Below are 15,442 nucleotides of genomic sequence, written 5' to 3' on the forward strand. Positions count from 1 at the left end.
CCCATGACCGAGAACCTTTTCGCCGGCATGCGCGACCATGCCGTGCAGGCGCTTGCCGACCTGCTGCCGGACCTCGACCCCGCCATCCTCGCGCAAGTCACCGCGCGCGTGGAGGTGACGCCGACGCGTGACCCCGCCCATGGCGACATGGCGACCAACGCCGCGATGGTGGCGGCCAAACCTGCCGGCAAGCCGCCTCGCGTTCTGGCCGAGGCCATCGCCGCGCGTCTGGCGCTGCTGCCGGATGTCGCTTCCGCCGAACCCGCTGGCCCCGGCTTCGTCAATCTGCGGCTGAGCCCCGGCGCGCTGCTGGCGCAGATCCCGGTGATCCTGCGCGCCGGCGAAAGCTACGGCGACGGCCATATCGGCGACGGCATCGCGGTGAATGTCGAATACGTTTCAGCCAATCCGACCGGCCCCATGCATATCGGCCACTGCCGTGGCGCGGTGGTGGGCGACGCGCTGTCCTCGGTTCTCGTCAAGGCCGGCTTCGCGGTGACGCGGGAATACTACATCAACGATGCCGGCGGTCAGGTGCAGGCTCTCGCCTGGGCTTCCTACTGGCGCTACCTCGAAGCAATCGGCAGCCCGGTGACGCCCGAGGAACTGGATGCCGCCGCCCCCAGCGGCCTGCAGTATCGCGGCGAATACCTCATCCCCGTGGGCCAGGCACTCTACGAGCGATACGGTGCGAGCCTCGCGACCCCGGAACTCGGCATCGCCGATCCCGCGCTTTGGCTGGCACACGTGCGTGAACTCGCCCTGGAGATGATGATCGCGGAGATCCGCGAAGACCTCGGCCGCCTCGGCGTCACCTTCGACGTGTTTTCCTCGGAGCAAGCGCTGCTGGAAAGCGGCGCCACGGACACCGCCATTGCCAAGCTCCAGGCTGGCGGCCTGCTGTATGAAGGCGTGCTGGAACCGCCGCGCGGCAAGACGCCCGACGACTGGGAACCGCGTCCGCAAACCCTGTTCCGCGCCACCGATTTCGGTGATGACGTGGACCGTCCGCTGCGGAAATCCGATGGCTCCAACACGTATTTCGCCAATGACATCGCCTATCACACCGACAAGATCGCGCGCGGCGCCGATATCCTGATCGACGTGCTCGGCGCGGATCATGGCGGCTACGTTTCGCGCATGAAGGCGGCGGTGAAGGCGGCCTCGGGCGGACGCGTGCCGCTGGAAGTCGTGCTTTGCCAGATCGTGCATGTGATGCGGAACGGCCAGCCGCTGCGCATGAGCAAGCGCGCCGGCACCTTCGTCACGTTGCGCGACCTGCTCGAGGAAGTCAGCGCGGATGCCGTTCGCTTCACCATGCTGATGCGCAAATCCGATGCGCAGATGGAATTCGACCTCGACCAGGCGATGGCCCAGACGCGCGAGAACCCGGTCTTCTACGTGCAATATGCCCATGCCCGCTGCCGCAGCGTGCTGCGCGCCGCCGCCGAGATGCTGGGCGCCGAAGCCGCAGAACCGGCCGCCCTCGCCACCGCCGATCTCGCACCGCTCGACGACGCACAGGAACTCGCGCTGATCCGCCGCTTGATCGCCTGGCCGCGTCTGATTGAGGGTGCCGCGCTGGCCCGCGAACCGCATCGTGTCGCCTTTTATCTCTATGAGCTTGCAGGAGAGTTCCACATGCTATGGAACAAGGGGCGCGAGGACACGACGCTCCGATTCCTTCAGGCCGAGGACGGGGAGGGCACCCGCGCCCGTTTGGCTCTGGTCGCGGCGACGGCGACGGTTCTGCGGTCCGGACTTGCGGTGCTCGGCGTCACGCCGGTCGAGGAGATGCGATAGATGTCGGATGACTTGCGAATCCCTACGCCAGGCGCACCGCGCTCCGGCTATCAGCGGGATCGCGAGACACGGCGCCTCTTCGTCATGGCGGGCGGCATCGGGGCGGTCATGCTCCTGGTCGTCGTCATGTGGGGCGTCTTCAGCGGCGGCGGCGGTTCGGTGCCGCTGATCGAGCCTGAGCCGGGGGCGGTGAAGGTTAAGCCCCTGGATCCCGGCGGTCTGCAGATCAATGCGATGAACAATCAGCTACTCGGCGCTCAGGGCGGCGGCGCCGGAACCAGCCTCGCGCCGGCTCCCGAAGCGCCTGACCCGAATGGCCTTGCCGCCGCGGCGGCCGCGCAGGACCAGCCGCCACCGGCGCCACCTCCGCCCCCCGCCGCGCCACGGGTCATCGCGCCCCCACCGCCGCAGGTGAGTGCCGCGGCAAAGCCCGATGCGACGCTTCCTCTGCCGCCCGGCTCGGCGACCAGTGTGCAGTCGGTGCCCGAGACGCCGATGACGTCGAGCCGCAACCTCGCCGCTGAGGTTCCGATGAAGCGCAACGCCGCCGGTGTCGGCAATCTGGCGATGGAGATGCCGCAAACCGCCGGGACCCCATCCAAACCCGCTCCAGCCAAAACCCCACCGCCCGCGCATGGTGGCAAGCCCAGCCACGTCCAGGTGCAGCTCGCGGCGCTCGACAGCGAGATGGGGGCGCATATGGAATGGGCCCGGCTCACCCATCGCATGCCGGAACTGCTCGGCGACCGCGATCCGGTCGTGATGCATGCCGAGGTTGGTAGCCGCAGCTTCTGGCGTCTCCGCACCGCAGGCTTCGCCTCCGTCGCCGACGCCACGCGCTTCTGCGCCGATGTTCGCGCGAAGGGCGGCAACTGCACGGTGGCCTCATTCTGAAACCCGTTATCCTCGGTGTCTCGGGGCCCAATCTCACCTCGGAGGAAGCGGCGCTCTTCCGCCGCCTGCCGCCCGCTGGCGTCATCCTGTTCGGCCGCAACGTGGTGGATCCGGCGCAGCTTGCGTCTCTGATGCATGACCTCCGCGCCGTGCTTGCGCCCGAAGCGGTCATGATGGTCGACCAGGAGGGCGGCCGCGTCGCCCGGCTGCGGCCCCCGCATTGGCGCGCCCACCCCTCGGCCGGTGCGATTGCCCGCCTCGATACACGCGATCCCGCCGCCGCCTTGCGCGCCGCCTGGGCGCATGGCGCCGCCATCGGCGCGGAGTGCCGCGCGGCCGGTTTCGATGTCGTGGCCGCGCCCGTGCTGGATCGCGCGATACCCGGCCAAAGCGATGTCGTGGGCGACCGCAGCTTCGGCGGCGATCCGGAACGCGTGGCGGTGCTGGGCCTCGCCATGGCAGAGGGGCTGCGCGCCGCCGGAGTCATTGCCGTGTCCAAACATGCCCCCGGCCACGGCAGGGCGCGCGTCGACAGCCACCTTGTTCTGCCGCGCGTGCCCTTCGATGCCGAGGCATGGGGCGCCGACCTCGCCCCCTTCCGCGAGACGGCGACGCTGATTCCCTGGATGATGACGGCGCATATCCTGTACGAGGGCGTCGATGACGACCGGCCCGGCACCCTCTCTCCCACCATCATCGGCGATGCCATACGAGGCGAAATCGGCTTCGACGGCCTGCTGCTGTCGGACGACCTCGCGATGAACGCGCTGGAGGGAACGCCCCTGACGCGGGTTCAGGCATCGCTCGCCGCTGGCTGCGACGTCGCCGTCTATTGTCCCGGCGATCTCGCCGCGAATACGGCGATCCTGGAGGCGGTACCGTCCGCACCCGGCCTGCCGTCGATCCTTGCCGCCGCGCGAACCCTGGCCGCGTCCGGCGCTCAGCCGGCCAAGGATTGGGGCGCCGAGCGCGACCTGCTGCTGGGGATAGGCTAGCGCCATGCGGATCCCCGAACGGCTGGTTGTCGGATGAGCGACTTCATCGTCTCGATCGCCATCGGCGTGGTGGCGACGGTTCTCGCCATCACCCTGCATGAGGCGGCGCACGGCTATGCCGCCTGGGCGCTCGGCGACGATACGGCGAAGAAGATGGGCCGTCTTTCGCTCAACCCGCTGCGGCATGTCGATCGGGTCGGCACCATCATCCTGCCCGGCATCCTGCTGGTCGGTCAGCTCCTCACCATCGGCCGCGTCGCCTTCATGTTCGGCTGGGCGAAGCCGGTGCCCGTCTCGGCCTGGCGTTTCCGCGACCCGCGGCGCGGCATGATGGTGGTGGCCGCGGCTGGCCCGGCGATGAATTTCTTCCTCGCCTGGATCGGCGCCCTTGGCGGTTTCCTGCTCCCGCATCTCCCGGCCAGTTCGATGGTCCCCTTCGCGACCTTCATCCAGGACTTCATCCTCGCGAATATCGTGCTCGGCCTCTTCAACCTGCTGCCCATTCCGCCGCTCGATGGCGGCCGGATCGTCGTCGGTCTCCTGCCTCTCGCGCTCGCCGAGCGCTGGGCGAGGCTGGAGCGCGCCGGCATCGCCATTGTCATGCTGCTGATCTTCGTCGTCCCCGCCGCCTCGCGCGAATTCGGCTGGAACTTCGACCCGGTCCACACGCTGCTGGACCGGGTGGTGCCCTGGACCATGCGCCTGGTCTTTAACCTCGCCGGCCAGCATGTCTGAGACCGCCGTGGCCGAGGCCGGGGCCAGCCCCAGCTTCGTGCTTCGGCTGGAGGGCTTCGAGGGGCCGCTCGATCTCCTGCTCGATCTCGCGCGGAGCCAGAAGGTCGACCTCGCGCAGATCTCCATCCTAGCCCTCGTCGATCAGTATCTCGCCATCATCGAGGGCGCGCGGCGGGTGCGCCTGGAGCTCGCCGCGGACTGGCTGGTGATGGCCGCCTGGCTCGCCTGGCTGAAGTCGCGCCTGCTGGTGCCCGCAGGTGTCGAGGAGGCGGAGGATGCCGAGATCGCCGCCGAGGGCCTCGCCTCCCGCCTCGCAGACCTGCAACGGATGCGGATGGCGGCACTGTGGCTTGGCGCCCGGCCGCAACTGGGCCTGGATGTCTTCGCGCGTGGCGCACCGGAAGATCTGACCGAGACGGACCGTTCCGGGCTTCTGCTCGACCTGCCGAGCCTGATGCGCGGCCATATCGGTGCGCTGCGCCGCCAGCTCGGCCGACGCCGCTACGCGCCTCGGATGACGCCATGGTGGAGTGTGCAGGATGCGCTGCGCCGTCTGGGTCTGATGCTCGGCCAGATGCCCGACTGGACCGAACTCGCCCGTTTTCTCCCCGAAACGCTGCCGGATGCCGCCGCCTTGCGCGCCGCCATGGCCAGCACCCTTCTCGCCAGCCTCGAGATGGGCCGCAGTGGCGATATCGACCTGCGCCAGGAACAGGCTTTCGGACCGATCGCCATTCGCCGGAGCGAGTCCCATTAAACCCCGGGCATTCCGGGTAAGCTGGCGCAACCCGCCGTTCTCCCTCTCCACGGACGGATAGTGATGGAACCCTCCGACGACTCTCTCCGTCTCGCCGAGGCTCTGGTCTTCGCCGCCGCCGCCCCGGTGCCGCTCCGCACCCTCGCCACCATGCTGCCCGAAGGCGAGGAGCCCGAGGCTGTCGTCGCAGCACTTCAGGCGCGCTACGCCGGGCGCGGCGTCGAACTTGTGGAGGTCGCCGGCGGCCTGCAGTTCCGCACCGCGCTCGATCTCGCGCCGCGCCTCACTCGCGTCATCGAAATCCCGCGCCGCCTGCCGCGCGTCGCCATGGAGACGCTCGCCATCATCGCCTATCGCCAGCCGGTCACGCGCGGCGAGATCGAGGAGGTGCGCGGCACGGCCCTGGCTCAGACCACGCTGGAAACGCTGCTCGAAGCGGAGCTCATCGCCCCGGCCGGACGGCGGGACAGCCCCGGCCGCCCGACCCTCTGGGTCACGACCACGACCTTCCTGTCCCGCTTCGGCCTGAAGGCGCTGGGTGACCTGCCGCGCCGCGACGATCTCGTCAACGAGGCGCAGCTCCTCCAAAGCGCTGACCTGAACGAGCAGGCCGCCGCCGAGACGGTGGTTTCCCACGACTGAACTTCCTGCTAGCAGAAGCGTCGGGAGTATCAGCCGTAAATGTTCGACTTCGCCTGGTCGGAAATCGCTCTAGTCGGCGTGGTGGCCCTCATTGCCATCGGTCCCAAGGACATGCCGGTGGCGATTCGCACCATGACCACCGCCATCAAGAAGATGCGGCGCATGGCGGGCGAGTTCCAGGGCCAGATGGACGAGCTTGTCCGCGAGGCTAACCTCACCGAGGTGCGCGACCAGATCCAGGAGATTCGCGGCGGCCTGAATGTGCGGCAACAGATCGGCCGCATGATCGATCCCGACCGCTCGATCCGCTCCGCCTTCTCCGATCCCATGGCGGCCGGCGCGACAGCCGCGACCACTGCCGGCAATGGAGCGGTGGAAACCGTCGCGGTAGGGGAATTTCCGGAATATTCCGCCGACGCGCCGCGATCCGACGAAACTGGCACGCCGATCATGCTACCCGACGAGGCTGCGGGTCCTCACCCGCCCGCCTTCATCCCGCCGGGTCTTCGCATCGCCGACCGGCGCCCTGCCTTCATCCCGCCCGGCATCCGCCGGTAACGGCCCAAACCCCCGAGATCGAGGCGCAAGGCCGTGGCGACGCATGAGAATGACACCATCAACGACAAGCCGATGCCGCTGCTCGAGCATCTGGCGGAGCTTCGCACGCGGCTATTGTGGTCGGCCGGCGGCTTCCTGATCGCCTTTTTCGTCTGCTACCACTTCTCGTTTCAGATCTACGAGTTCATCGCCCATCCCCTGGTCCAGGTGCTGAAAAGCCGGGGCGAGGAGCCGCGCCTGATCTATACGGCGCTCTACGAGGCCTTCTTCACCTACATAAAGGTATCTGTATATGCAGCCGCCTTTATATCCTTCCCGATCATCTCGACGCAGGTCTGGCTGTTCATCGCGCCCGGCCTCTATCGCAGCGAGAAGCGGGCGCTGCTGCCCTTCATCGCCGCCACGCCGATCCTGTTCCTGGGGGGCGCGGCGCTCGCCTACTACTTCATCTTCCCGATGGCCTTCCGCTTCTTCCTGAGCTTCCAGACGCCGGCCCATCACGCCGCCGCCGATGGCATGAAGATCGAGCTGATGGCCCGTGTTTCGGATTATCTCGGCCTGGTGATGAAGCTGGTCTTCGCCTTCGGTGTGGCCTTCGAGCTGCCGGTGGCGCTGACGCTGATGGGCAAGGTCGGCATCATCAGCTCGAAGACGCTGAAGAAGTTCCGCCGCTACGCCTATGTCGGCTGCTTCGTGGTCGCCGCCGTGCTGACCCCGCCCGACGTGCTGACCCAGACCAGCCTCGCCGTGCCGCTGATCCTGCTGTACGAGATTTCCATCATCGCGGTGCGGCTGGTCGAGCCGAAGCCGCTTGAGGATGATTGAGCGCTCGACAATGTTCGCGCCGTAAACATCGTCGTGGCACGCGAAGGCGCCATCCACGCCTACCTTCGTCGACCAAGCAAAGGCGTGGATGCTCGGCCTTCGCCGAGCATGACGGGCTCCTGACGCCACCAAGACTCTGAGTTGAGGCCACCCCATGCACGATATTCGCGCGATCCGCGCCGACCCCGCCGCCTTCGACGCGGCACTCGCTCGCCGCAACGTGCCGCCAATGGCCGAAGCGATCGTCGCCTTCGACGCCGAGCGGCGCCAGGCACTCGGGGCGCTCCAGGAGATGCAGGCACGGCGCAACGCCCTGGCGCGGGAGATCGGCCAGGGCAGGAAGCAAGGTGCCGACACCGCTGCCCTGGAAGCCGAAGGCACCGCGCTGCGGCAGGAGATGGAGGCCCTCGAAGGCATCGCCGCGCGTGCCGAGGCCGATAGCCGCGCCCGCCTCGAAAGCCTGCCCAATATCCTCGACCCCGACGTGCCCGACGGCGCCGATGAAAGCGCCAATGTCGTGCTGAAAACCTGGGGCGAGCCGCCGCGCCAGAACTTCCCCGCCCGCCAGCATTTCGAGCTCGGCGAAGCGCTCGGGCTCATGGATTTCGCCGCCGCCGCCAAGCTTGCCGGTGCCCGTTTCACGGTCCTGCGCGGCGCACTTGCCCGGATGGAGCGCGCACTCGGCCAGTTCATGATCGACCTGCACACGACGGAACACGGCTTCGAGGAGATGGTCGTGCCGTCGCTGGTCAATGATGCCGCCGTCTATGGCACCGGTCAGCTCCCGAAATTCGCCGAGGATCTGTTCCGCACCACCGATGGCCGCTGGCTCATCCCCACCGCCGAGGTGCCGCTGACCAACCTCGCCGCGGGCGAAATCACTCCGGAGTGGCGGCTTCCCGTCCGCCTCGGCGCCCTCACCGATTGCTTTCGCAGCGAGGCGGGTTCCGCCGGCCGGGACACGCGCGGCATGCTGCGCCAGCACCAGTTCCGCAAGGTAGAGATGGTGGTCATCGCCCATCCCGACCAGAGCGATGCGGAGCACGAGCGCATGACCCGCTGCGCCGAGACGGTGCTGGAACGGCTGGAGCTACCCTATCGCCGCGTCGTGCTTTGCGCGGGCGATACCGGCTTCGGCGCCGCCAAGACCTACGACCTTGAGGTCTGGCTGCCGGGTCAGGCGGCGTGGCGGGAGATCAGCTCATGCTCGAACATGCGGGACTTTCAGGCCCGCCGCATGAACGCCCGCTCCCGTGCGACGGACGGCAAGACGCTCGGCTTCGTCCATACGCTCAATGGTTCCGGTGTAGCTGTTGGCCGCGCGCTGATTGCGGTCATGGAGAACCACCAGCAACCGGATGGCACCATCCGCGTGCCGGAGGTGCTGCGCCCCTATATGGGCGGCAACCGCGCGATCGGTGCGGTAGCCGCGAGCTGATCGCGCCCGTCGCTCTGACCTACCACCGCTTCGACGATCTGGTTCCTGCCACCGCGCTTGGCCTCGAGGAGCCGGGCGTCAGTCTCGCGCATGGCGGTGGCAACGTCGGCTGGGGCGCTGAGGAAGGTCACGAGCCCGATCGAGAAGGTCACATCATAACCCGCCCCCGCCACTGCCTTGTCGAGCAGCTGCTTGATGCGACACCCGGCGGCTAGCGCCATGGCTGGATCAGCGCCCAGGATGATAAGCGCGAAGTCGTCACCATCCAGCCGCCCGGCGGTCTCGCTCCGTCGCGTCTTTTGCCTGAGCGCCTCGCCGATCAGCTGAAGAAGCCTGTCCCCCGCTGGCTGGCCCTTGGTCTCGTTGATCCGCGCCAGGCCATCGACATCGAGGCGAAGAAGAGAAAAGGGACAGTGGCGCTGATCAAGAGCCGCGATCGCCTTGCCGATCTCGCTCTCGATCGCGGTGCGATTGGGCAGTTTCGTCAGGGCATCCGTAAGGGCAAGCTGACGCGCCTCTTGCATATGCCGTCGCATCTCCAGGATTTGCATCGCGGTTCTGGACAGGTCGACGAGGGTCTGGCGTTCCGTCGCCGTCACTTCGCGGGCGCGCGTATCGAGGGCGCAGAGGCAGCCGAGTGCCGAGCCGTCTCCGGCAATGAGCGGGGCGGCGGCGTAAAAACGGATGCCGCAGCCGTCGGTCACAAAGGGATTTGAGCGGAACCGTGGGTCGCTGAGGGCATCCACAACGGTGAAGGGCGCCGGACCCATTTCGCGGATCGCCAGGGCGCAGAAGCTTTGGTCATTCGGCACCGACTCGGTATCGACGCCGTCGCGGCCGATGACGCGGGTATGGGTTTCGTCCACGAGGGTGACCGCCGCAAAAGGCACGTCGAGACTGCGACGAAGCTGGCCGCAGAGCGCATCGAGCCCATGGTCGAGTCCCGACGCATCGTAGCTGCGCAAGGTCCGCAACCTCTGGGTTTCGTTAGCTCTCATCTGGGTCTCGGTCGCCGCCAATAGGCCGAACCTCCTTCAAGGTCGCGGGCAGGTCATGGCCGAGGCGATCTCGGCTGCCGGCAGTCGTCGGTTACCCAATCATTCGTTCGGTCGGGACCCGCGATCAATCATTTTGAGCATCCGGAGACAGCACCATGCAGGGAGTGCGCCCATGGCTGAGCGTGCTGCAGGCATTTACGGCCGCGCTTTGCGATAGGCCGCTGAGCCGCGCCCGGAAAAGTGTTTTCTGCGAGACATGCACCGGCATGACGACGCTGCTGGCGGAGGCGAGCTGGTAACGGCTGTGCTGGCGGGCGGTGCCGACGGCCTCACGGGCGTCGCCGGCGGTGCGGTAGGCGCCAACCTGGATCGCCCAGCCGCCGCCATGGCTGCTCGAAGACATCGGCATGGTGTCGGCCATCGCCGGGGAGATCAGGCGAAAGCCGCTGGTGCGATGGGTCGGCACAGCGGCCGGTTCATTCATTTCCATCGCCAGATTATGCTCGCCGCGCGACCCAACCACGCGGTTCGGCACGGTCCGGCGCAGCGGCGGCGTATAGGCCGCGAGTTGTACCGCCCGCACCGGCGCCGGTGCGGGCGGAGGTGGCAGGCGAACGGGTGGCGGCGCCTGATAGGCCGCGACCTGCGGCTGGACGACAGCCGGGCGATAGCTTGGCGCCGCGATATAGACGGGTGCCGCGGCAGGCGGCGGCAGGTTGACGGCCATCCGCATCGGCGCCTGAGCGACACGCGGCTGCACCACCTCGGGCATCGGCACGACGCGGGTAGCCGGCGTCTGGAGCGGGGCCTGTTCGACCACCGCAGCCTGGTCGTCTCCGGGGGCTGTGGCTCCGTCGTTATCCGCGGCGATTTCCTGTTGGGCGACCTGGGCCGCCGACGGACGGGGATCGTTCATCGCGACCATGAGGTCAGCCGGCACTGCTCCGCCGCCTGCGGCGACCAGGGCCGCGCCATGCTTGGCGACCTGCTGCTGGTTAAGATCATCCGCGCTGGTTTCCGTGACGACGCTGGCTACTGGCGGCGGAGGCGCCTGGTTCATCGCCATCATATTGCCGGAGACCGCGCCGCCGCCGGTATTCGCGAGGCTCGGCGGCGCATAGCCACCGGCATTGTAGGCGCGGCCGCTCGGCGCGTTCATGCTGTTCATCGCGAAGCGGTCGGCCGGTGAGTGGCCAGACGGCATGTCGCCATGGATATAAGGCGCGATCATCGCGACGTAATGCGTGGTCTCCGCCGGTAGCGGGCGTCCGTCGGTGAGATATTGGTTCAGCCGTTGCGGTCCGGCATTATAGGCCGCGAGGAAGCCGGGTGACCCGAACAGGTCGTACATCTCGCGGAGATAGGCCGTGCCCGCCATGATGTTGTCATGCGGCGCATAGGGATCGTCGCCGAGGTTGTACTGGGCCGAAAGCTCCTGGTAGGTCTCCGGCATCACCTGCATCAGGCCCATCGCGCCGACGCCTGAGGTAACAAGTTGCCCGTTGACGTACAGATGTCCGCCGGACTCCGTGTGCATCACGTTGCGGATCCAGCTTGGCGGCACGTCGAAGCGCTGTGCCGCTTCGTTGATATAGGGACCCCAGGGATCCGAAGCCGGGCCGGGCGGCGCGTAATCACCGCTAGCATTGTACTTATATTGGGCGGCTTGCTGGGTCGCCGAGAGGCGCGGATTATGGCTGGCGCAAGCAGCGAGAAGCCCAAGGAGAGCGAGCCCCGCGAACCGAGGCAGATGACGCACCGCGCGAGCCTTGCGGCCAGGTTCTGCAACCTGAGCGAGAGTCAACTCTGCTTGAGCGGGCTGCGGCATCGATACTGCCTCCGTCGTGGCGCGGCCGAATAGGCCGGTGAGTCACGACGACAGACGTCGCCGCTCCGGGGTCGTTCTGACGCCTTCCTCTGAGGAAAGCGAGCTAAGTCCTAGAGGAACCCGAAGTTCTGTGCAACATGAACAAACCGAAATCTGTCGTTGCGGATAGGTTTTGTCCAGAAATCACGCTAAGCAGAGGAGGCTGCGGAAGGATTTGGGCGATGATCACAATCGGTTGTAATCGCCGTGACCGTCAGCCTCGACATTGCCTGAGAATGCTTGCGGCATCGTTAATGCTGGCCGGCTGCACCGTTGCTTCCGGCCCGGCAGCCACGCCACGGACAGTGGCGCCCACTTCCGCGGTTACCTATGGCACGATCAAGGCGATTCGGGTCATCGACGCCAAGACAGGCAATCCTGACAAGGACATTCTCGGCGTGATCGGCAATGCTCTGCTCGGCGGCGTCGATCCGGGCGCCAATCGCCGCATCGAATGTATTGTTACTACCGAGGATGGACGGACCATCTCCGTGGTCCAGCGCAGTTCCGAGGGGCTGCGGCTCGGCGAGCGAGTCGTGATCCTGCCCGGCCGCCCGGTTCGCCTCGCTCCCGCTGGCGCATCGGCCGGCTCTTAAAGAGCGGCTCGGCCGTAGGGGTGACCTGCCGCGTTGCCCATCTATATTGCGGCGCCTCGGTGGATACGCTATCGGCAGCCGCCCATGAACGTGATCTCTGATCCACAGGCGGCACCCCTGCCGGAGGCCGAGCGCGGCTTCACGATAGACCTTCGGCACGGCCTCGGCTTCGTCGCCCGCAACCGCATGGCGATCAGCGATATCGCGCGCGGCCTTTCCCTATGGCGGCTGGCGCTAACGCTGAGCTGGCTCGATATCCGGCTGCGCTATCGCGGCTCGGTCCTCGGCCCGCTCTGGCTGACCCTTTCGACGGCGGTCATGGTCGCGGCGCTCGGCTTTCTCTATGCGGTGCTGTTCCACACGACGATCCGCGACTATCTGCCCTTTCTCGCGCTGTCCCTGGTGTTGTGGAGCTTCATCGCCGCCATGGTGAGCGATGCCTGCACCTCCTTCACCCAGGCCGAGAACATGATCCGCTCGATGCGGATTCCCTTCTCGCTCTATATCGGCCAGATCGTCGCGCGGAACGTCCTCATCCTCGGCCACAACGTCATCGTCATCGTGGTGGTCTTTGTAGCCTTCCAGGTGCCAGTCAACCTGAATGCCCTCGCGGCGATCCCGGCCTTCCTGCTGTGGTTGGTCGACGGCGCGGCGGCGAGCCTACTGTTCGGTGCCCTCTGCGCGCGGTTCCGCGACATTCCGCCGATCGTCGGCAGCGTCATGCAGATCGCCTTCTATGTCAGCGCCGTGATGTGGAAGCCTGACTTCCTTCACGGCCACCAGAGCTTCCTGGTCTATGACCCGTTCTATACGATCCTGCAGATCGTCCGTGGCCCGCTGCTGGGTCAGATCCCGACCATGCACGCCTATATCAGCGCGCTCGGCTTCTCCGCGGTGCTTTGTATTTTCGCCTGGCTGACCTTCCTGCGCGTGCGACACCGCATCGCCTTCTGGATCTGACCGGTATGGCCGCCCGCATCGAAGTCCAGGATCTCAGCATCCAGTTTCCGCTCTATCATGGGCAGTCGCGCAGCCTGAAGCGCACGATGCTGGCACGCGCCAAGGGCCTCCGCCGGCTGCAGGAGAACAGCCAGCACCGGCTGGTGGTGGAGGCGCTGCGCAACGTCACCTTCACCCTCGGCGCCGGGGAACGGCTTGGCCTGGTCGGCCATAACGGCGCGGGCAAGACGACCCTTCTGCGCGCGCTTGCCGGCGTCTACGAGCCTGTCGCGGGCAGGGTGCGAATCGAAGGCACGCTGAACGCCCTGCTCGACCCCAATCAGGGGATGAACATGGAGCTCACCGGCCGCGAAAATGTCACGCTGCGCGGCCGCTATCATCGCATGAACGGGCCGGGCATCGAGGCACTCGCGGAAGACGTGCGGGTCTTCGCCGAACTCGGCGATTTCTTCGATCTTCCGGTCCGCATTTACAGCTCCGGCATGATCGTGCGCCTGGCCTTTGCAATGGCGACCGCGATTCGCCCACAGGTGCTGCTGATGGATGAATGGTTCCTGGCGGGTGACGCCTCGTTCCGCAACAAGGCGCGCGAGCGGCTGGAAAGCATGGTGCGGGGCGCCGACATTCTTGTGCTGTCGACCCATCTCAACGACGTCGTGCGCTCCTGGTGTTCCCGCGTGATCTGGCTAGAGGATGGCCGTGTGAAGGCAGACGGTCCGGTCGACCAGGTGATGGACGCCTTCTCCGGGATCGGTGAGGGAGTGCCCGCGCTCTTTCCCGAGACGGCCCTCAGCTGACCCGTCAGCCGGCATTTGCCCCTGTGACGTTTTAAGTTAAGCACCAGCGCATGCGTCACTTCCTAGATTTCGAGAAGCCCCTCGCGGAGCTAGAGGAAAAGATCGAGGAGCTGCGGCGTCTGCCCGGGCCCGAGGGTCTCAGCATCGCCGATGAAGTCGGCCGTCTTTCCGAGAAAGCGGACCGCCAGCTCCGCACGCTCTATGCCAAGCTCACGCCATGGCAGAAGACGCAGGTCGCCCGCCATCCCGACCGGCCGCGCGCGCTCGCCTATATCCGTACTCTGATCACCGACTACACGCCGCTCGGCGGCGACCGCGCCTTCGCCGAGGATGCCGCGATCGTCGGCGGGCTGGGGCGTTTCGGCGAGATCCCGGTGATGGTGCTCGGGACCGAAAAGGGCACGGATACCGAGAGCCGCATCAAGCACAATTTCGGCAGCGCGCGGCCCGAGGGCTACCGCAAGGTCCGCCGCCTCATCGAACTGGCCGGCCGTTTTCGCCTGCCCATTCTGAGCTTTGTCGATACTTCCGGCGCCTATCCGGGCATCGATGCCGAGGCGCGCGGCCAGGCCGAGGCCATCGCCCGCGCAATCGAAGCCGGGCTCGATGCGCCGGTGCCCTTCGTCGCGACGGTGATCGGCGAGGGCGGCTCGGGCGGCGCCATCGCGCTGGCCAGCGCCGACCGGGTGCTGATGCTGGACCACGCGATCTATTCGGTGATCTCGCCGGAGGGCTGCGCTTCGATCCTATGGCGCGACGCCGCCTCCGCGCCTTTGGCCGCCGAGGCGCTGCGCCTCACCGCCGATGACCTGCGCCGCTTCGATCTGGTGGACGCGGTTATTCCGGAGCCGCTGGGCGGCGCGCATCGCGCGCCTGAGACGATGATCGCGAGTGTTGGTGTTGCCATCGAGCAGGCGCTGCGTCCGCTCCTCGAACTCGACCCGGCGACGCTGCGTGCGCGGCGGCGGGAGAAGTTCCTGGCGATGGGGCGAGACGTCGTCGGTTAGGTGAGGCGTCACCATTCGCATGACGGGCAATTGCCACGGCATCGTAGGTATCATCCGTCATGGCATGCGAAGGCATGCCATGACGAGGGAACGGGCCTTGACCTCATCTGCTAGGCGAGCCCCGCCTCAGCTCCGCCCGTACCGCAACACCACCGTCTCCTTCGAATCGGAACTCGCCCGCTGCGTGTTGAGTGTTGTGTCGGCGCCCGGCTGCTGACCGAGCCAGCCCTCGTACAGTCCCTCCAGCACACTGCCGAGCCAGGTGCCCGGCGGTGTCCCACCGCCGCCAATGCGGGGCATCCCGCGATGGGTGAGGTAGAGACAGCGCTCCGCCTCGGAAAACTCGATCGCGACGCTGCCCCAGCCCGCGCCGGTCAGCACCTCGTTCATCTCGATCGCCAGCGCCTCGGTGGAGGTGCTTGCGGGTAGCGGACACAGCGCCGCCATCCGCAGACCCGTACGGCGCAGAAGCGCGTCGCGGCCGGTGGGGCCCGCGACGGCGTCGATCTCCTCCGCCAGGGCGCGGAGGAATGGCCGCCAATCCCGCAACCCGACACTCATCGCGAAGAC

General features: G+C 67.1%; 16 protein-coding genes. 13 read left to right on the forward strand and 3 right to left on the reverse strand.

All coding sequences use genetic code 11. The annotated features are described in order from the left end of the window. The first annotated feature begins 3 nt into the window (after nt 1-3). From argS to serS, 9 genes are all read left to right on the forward strand, one after another. Entirely contained in the window at nt 4-1,803 is a 1,800-nt protein-coding gene (argS, locus tag GSQ92_RS15530; RefSeq protein ID WP_158802676.1) for an arginine--tRNA ligase, read from the forward strand. Continuing rightward, entirely contained in the window at nt 1,804-2,697 is an 894-nt protein-coding gene (locus GSQ92_RS15535) for an SPOR domain-containing protein (RefSeq protein ID WP_159013664.1), read from the forward strand. An 8-nt stretch (nt 2,698-2,705) separates the two neighbouring features. Continuing rightward, nucleotides 2,706-3,692, forward strand: a complete 987-nt coding sequence (nagZ, locus tag GSQ92_RS15540; protein WP_254066628.1) for a beta-N-acetylhexosaminidase — start codon at nt 2,706-2,708, stop codon at nt 3,690-3,692. A 33-nt stretch (nt 3,693-3,725) separates the two neighbouring features. Next, nucleotides 3,726-4,427 carry a site-2 protease family protein gene (locus GSQ92_RS15545; RefSeq protein WP_158802674.1) on the forward strand — a complete coding sequence of 234 codons (702 nt, stop codon included), beginning with the start codon at nt 3,726-3,728 and terminating at the stop codon, nt 4,425-4,427. Continuing rightward, nucleotides 4,420-5,184 carry a ScpA family protein gene (locus GSQ92_RS15550; RefSeq protein WP_159013665.1) on the forward strand — a complete coding sequence of 255 codons (765 nt, stop codon included), beginning with the start codon at nt 4,420-4,422 and terminating at the stop codon, nt 5,182-5,184. The genes GSQ92_RS15545 and GSQ92_RS15550 overlap by 8 nt, the downstream gene beginning before the upstream one ends. Nucleotides 5,185-5,247: 63 nt before the next feature. Next, a complete protein-coding gene (gene scpB, locus GSQ92_RS15555) occupies nt 5,248-5,826 on the forward strand; it encodes an SMC-Scp complex subunit ScpB (protein WP_158802672.1) in 579 nt (192 codons plus the stop codon). A gap of 39 nt (nt 5,827-5,865) precedes the next feature. Beyond that, complete coding sequence (gene tatB / locus GSQ92_RS15560; RefSeq protein WP_158802671.1) at nt 5,866-6,384, forward strand: Sec-independent protein translocase protein TatB; 519 nt, start codon at nt 5,866-5,868, stop codon at nt 6,382-6,384. A gap of 72 nt (nt 6,385-6,456) precedes the next feature. Beyond that, a complete protein-coding gene (gene tatC / locus GSQ92_RS15565; protein WP_158802775.1) occupies nt 6,457-7,209 on the forward strand; it encodes a twin-arginine translocase subunit TatC in 753 nt (250 codons plus the stop codon). Between the two features lie 154 nt (nt 7,210-7,363). Next, nucleotides 7,364-8,647: a serine--tRNA ligase gene (gene serS, locus GSQ92_RS15570; protein WP_159013666.1), complete on the forward strand. Its 1,284-nt coding sequence runs from the start codon at nt 7,364-7,366 to the stop codon at nt 8,645-8,647. Here the strand turns inward: serS and GSQ92_RS15575 are convergent. Both GSQ92_RS15575 and GSQ92_RS31730 read right to left on the reverse strand, forming a co-directional pair. Beyond that, nucleotides 8,602-9,645, reverse strand: coding sequence for a sensor domain-containing diguanylate cyclase (locus GSQ92_RS15575; RefSeq protein ID WP_158802669.1), 1,044 nt, complete (start codon nt 9,643-9,645; stop codon nt 8,602-8,604). The genes serS and GSQ92_RS15575 overlap by 46 nt on opposite strands. A 124-nt stretch (nt 9,646-9,769) precedes the next feature. Next, on the reverse strand, nt 9,770-11,473 hold the full coding sequence (locus tag GSQ92_RS31730; protein WP_158802668.1) for a lytic transglycosylase domain-containing protein: 1,704 nt from the start codon (nt 11,471-11,473) through the stop codon (nt 9,770-9,772). 344 nt (nt 11,474-11,817) lie between these two features. On the opposite strand from GSQ92_RS31730, the gene GSQ92_RS15585 reads away from it, so the two are divergent. The 4 genes from GSQ92_RS15585 to GSQ92_RS15600 all read left to right on the forward strand — a co-directional run bounded on the left by GSQ92_RS15585 (nt 11,818) and on the right by GSQ92_RS15600 (nt 14,872). Further along, on the forward strand, nt 11,818-12,108 hold the full coding sequence (locus tag GSQ92_RS15585; RefSeq protein WP_158802667.1) for a hypothetical protein: 291 nt from the start codon (nt 11,818-11,820) through the stop codon (nt 12,106-12,108). Nucleotides 12,109-12,192: 84 nt separating this feature from the next. Beyond that, nucleotides 12,193-13,068 carry an ABC transporter permease gene (locus tag GSQ92_RS15590; protein ID WP_158802666.1) on the forward strand — a complete coding sequence of 292 codons (876 nt, stop codon included), beginning with the start codon at nt 12,193-12,195 and terminating at the stop codon, nt 13,066-13,068. A 5-nt stretch (nt 13,069-13,073) separates the two neighbouring features. Continuing rightward, entirely contained in the window at nt 13,074-13,865 is a 792-nt protein-coding gene (locus tag GSQ92_RS15595) for an ABC transporter ATP-binding protein (protein ID WP_158802665.1), read from the forward strand. A gap of 50 nt (nt 13,866-13,915) precedes the next feature. Further along, nucleotides 13,916-14,872 carry an acetyl-CoA carboxylase carboxyltransferase subunit alpha gene (locus tag GSQ92_RS15600; protein ID WP_158802664.1) on the forward strand — a complete coding sequence of 319 codons (957 nt, stop codon included), beginning with the start codon at nt 13,916-13,918 and terminating at the stop codon, nt 14,870-14,872. A 126-nt stretch (nt 14,873-14,998) separates the two neighbouring features. Here GSQ92_RS15600 and bcsD read toward each other — a convergent pair whose 3' ends face one another. Further along, nucleotides 14,999-15,433 (reverse strand): cellulose biosynthesis protein BcsD, encoded by a 435-nt coding sequence (bcsD, locus tag GSQ92_RS15605; protein ID WP_158802663.1) that lies wholly within the window; start codon nt 15,431-15,433, stop codon nt 14,999-15,001. Between the last annotated feature and the right edge of the window lie 9 nt (nt 15,434-15,442).

The sequence above is a fragment of the Acidisoma sp. S159 genome, from assembly GCF_009766125.1.
Lineage (GTDB): Bacteria > Pseudomonadota > Alphaproteobacteria > Acetobacterales > Acetobacteraceae > Acidisoma.

Excerpts from the sequence above, each read along its gene's own strand:
- argS (WP_158802676.1), top strand. The coding sequence starts at position 4 with ATGACCGAGAACCTTTTCGCCGGCATGCGCGACCATGCCGTGCAGGCG.
- GSQ92_RS15535 (WP_159013664.1), top strand. The coding sequence starts at position 1,804 with ATGTCGGATGACTTGCGAATCCCTACGCCAGGCGCACCGCGCTCCGGC.
- GSQ92_RS15545 (WP_158802674.1), top strand. The coding sequence starts at position 3,726 with ATGAGCGACTTCATCGTCTCGATCGCCATCGGCGTGGTGGCGACGGTT.
- GSQ92_RS15550 (WP_159013665.1), top strand. The coding sequence starts at position 4,420 with ATGTCTGAGACCGCCGTGGCCGAGGCCGGGGCCAGCCCCAGCTTCGTG.
- scpB (WP_158802672.1), top strand. The coding sequence starts at position 5,248 with ATGGAACCCTCCGACGACTCTCTCCGTCTCGCCGAGGCTCTGGTCTTC.
- tatB (WP_158802671.1), top strand. The coding sequence starts at position 5,866 with ATGTTCGACTTCGCCTGGTCGGAAATCGCTCTAGTCGGCGTGGTGGCC.
- tatC (WP_158802775.1), top strand. The coding sequence starts at position 6,457 with ATGCCGCTGCTCGAGCATCTGGCGGAGCTTCGCACGCGGCTATTGTGG.
- serS (WP_159013666.1), top strand. The coding sequence starts at position 7,364 with ATGCACGATATTCGCGCGATCCGCGCCGACCCCGCCGCCTTCGACGCG.
- GSQ92_RS15575 (WP_158802669.1), bottom strand. The coding sequence starts at position 9,645 with ATGAGAGCTAACGAAACCCAGAGGTTGCGGACCTTGCGCAGCTACGAT.
- GSQ92_RS31730 (WP_158802668.1), bottom strand. The coding sequence starts at position 11,473 with ATGCCGCAGCCCGCTCAAGCAGAGTTGACTCTCGCTCAGGTTGCAGAA.
- GSQ92_RS15590 (WP_158802666.1), top strand. The coding sequence starts at position 12,193 with ATGAACGTGATCTCTGATCCACAGGCGGCACCCCTGCCGGAGGCCGAG.
- GSQ92_RS15595 (WP_158802665.1), top strand. The coding sequence starts at position 13,074 with ATGGCCGCCCGCATCGAAGTCCAGGATCTCAGCATCCAGTTTCCGCTC.
- GSQ92_RS15600 (WP_158802664.1), top strand. The coding sequence starts at position 13,916 with ATGCGTCACTTCCTAGATTTCGAGAAGCCCCTCGCGGAGCTAGAGGAA.
- bcsD (WP_158802663.1), bottom strand. The coding sequence starts at position 15,433 with ATGAGTGTCGGGTTGCGGGATTGGCGGCCATTCCTCCGCGCCCTGGCG.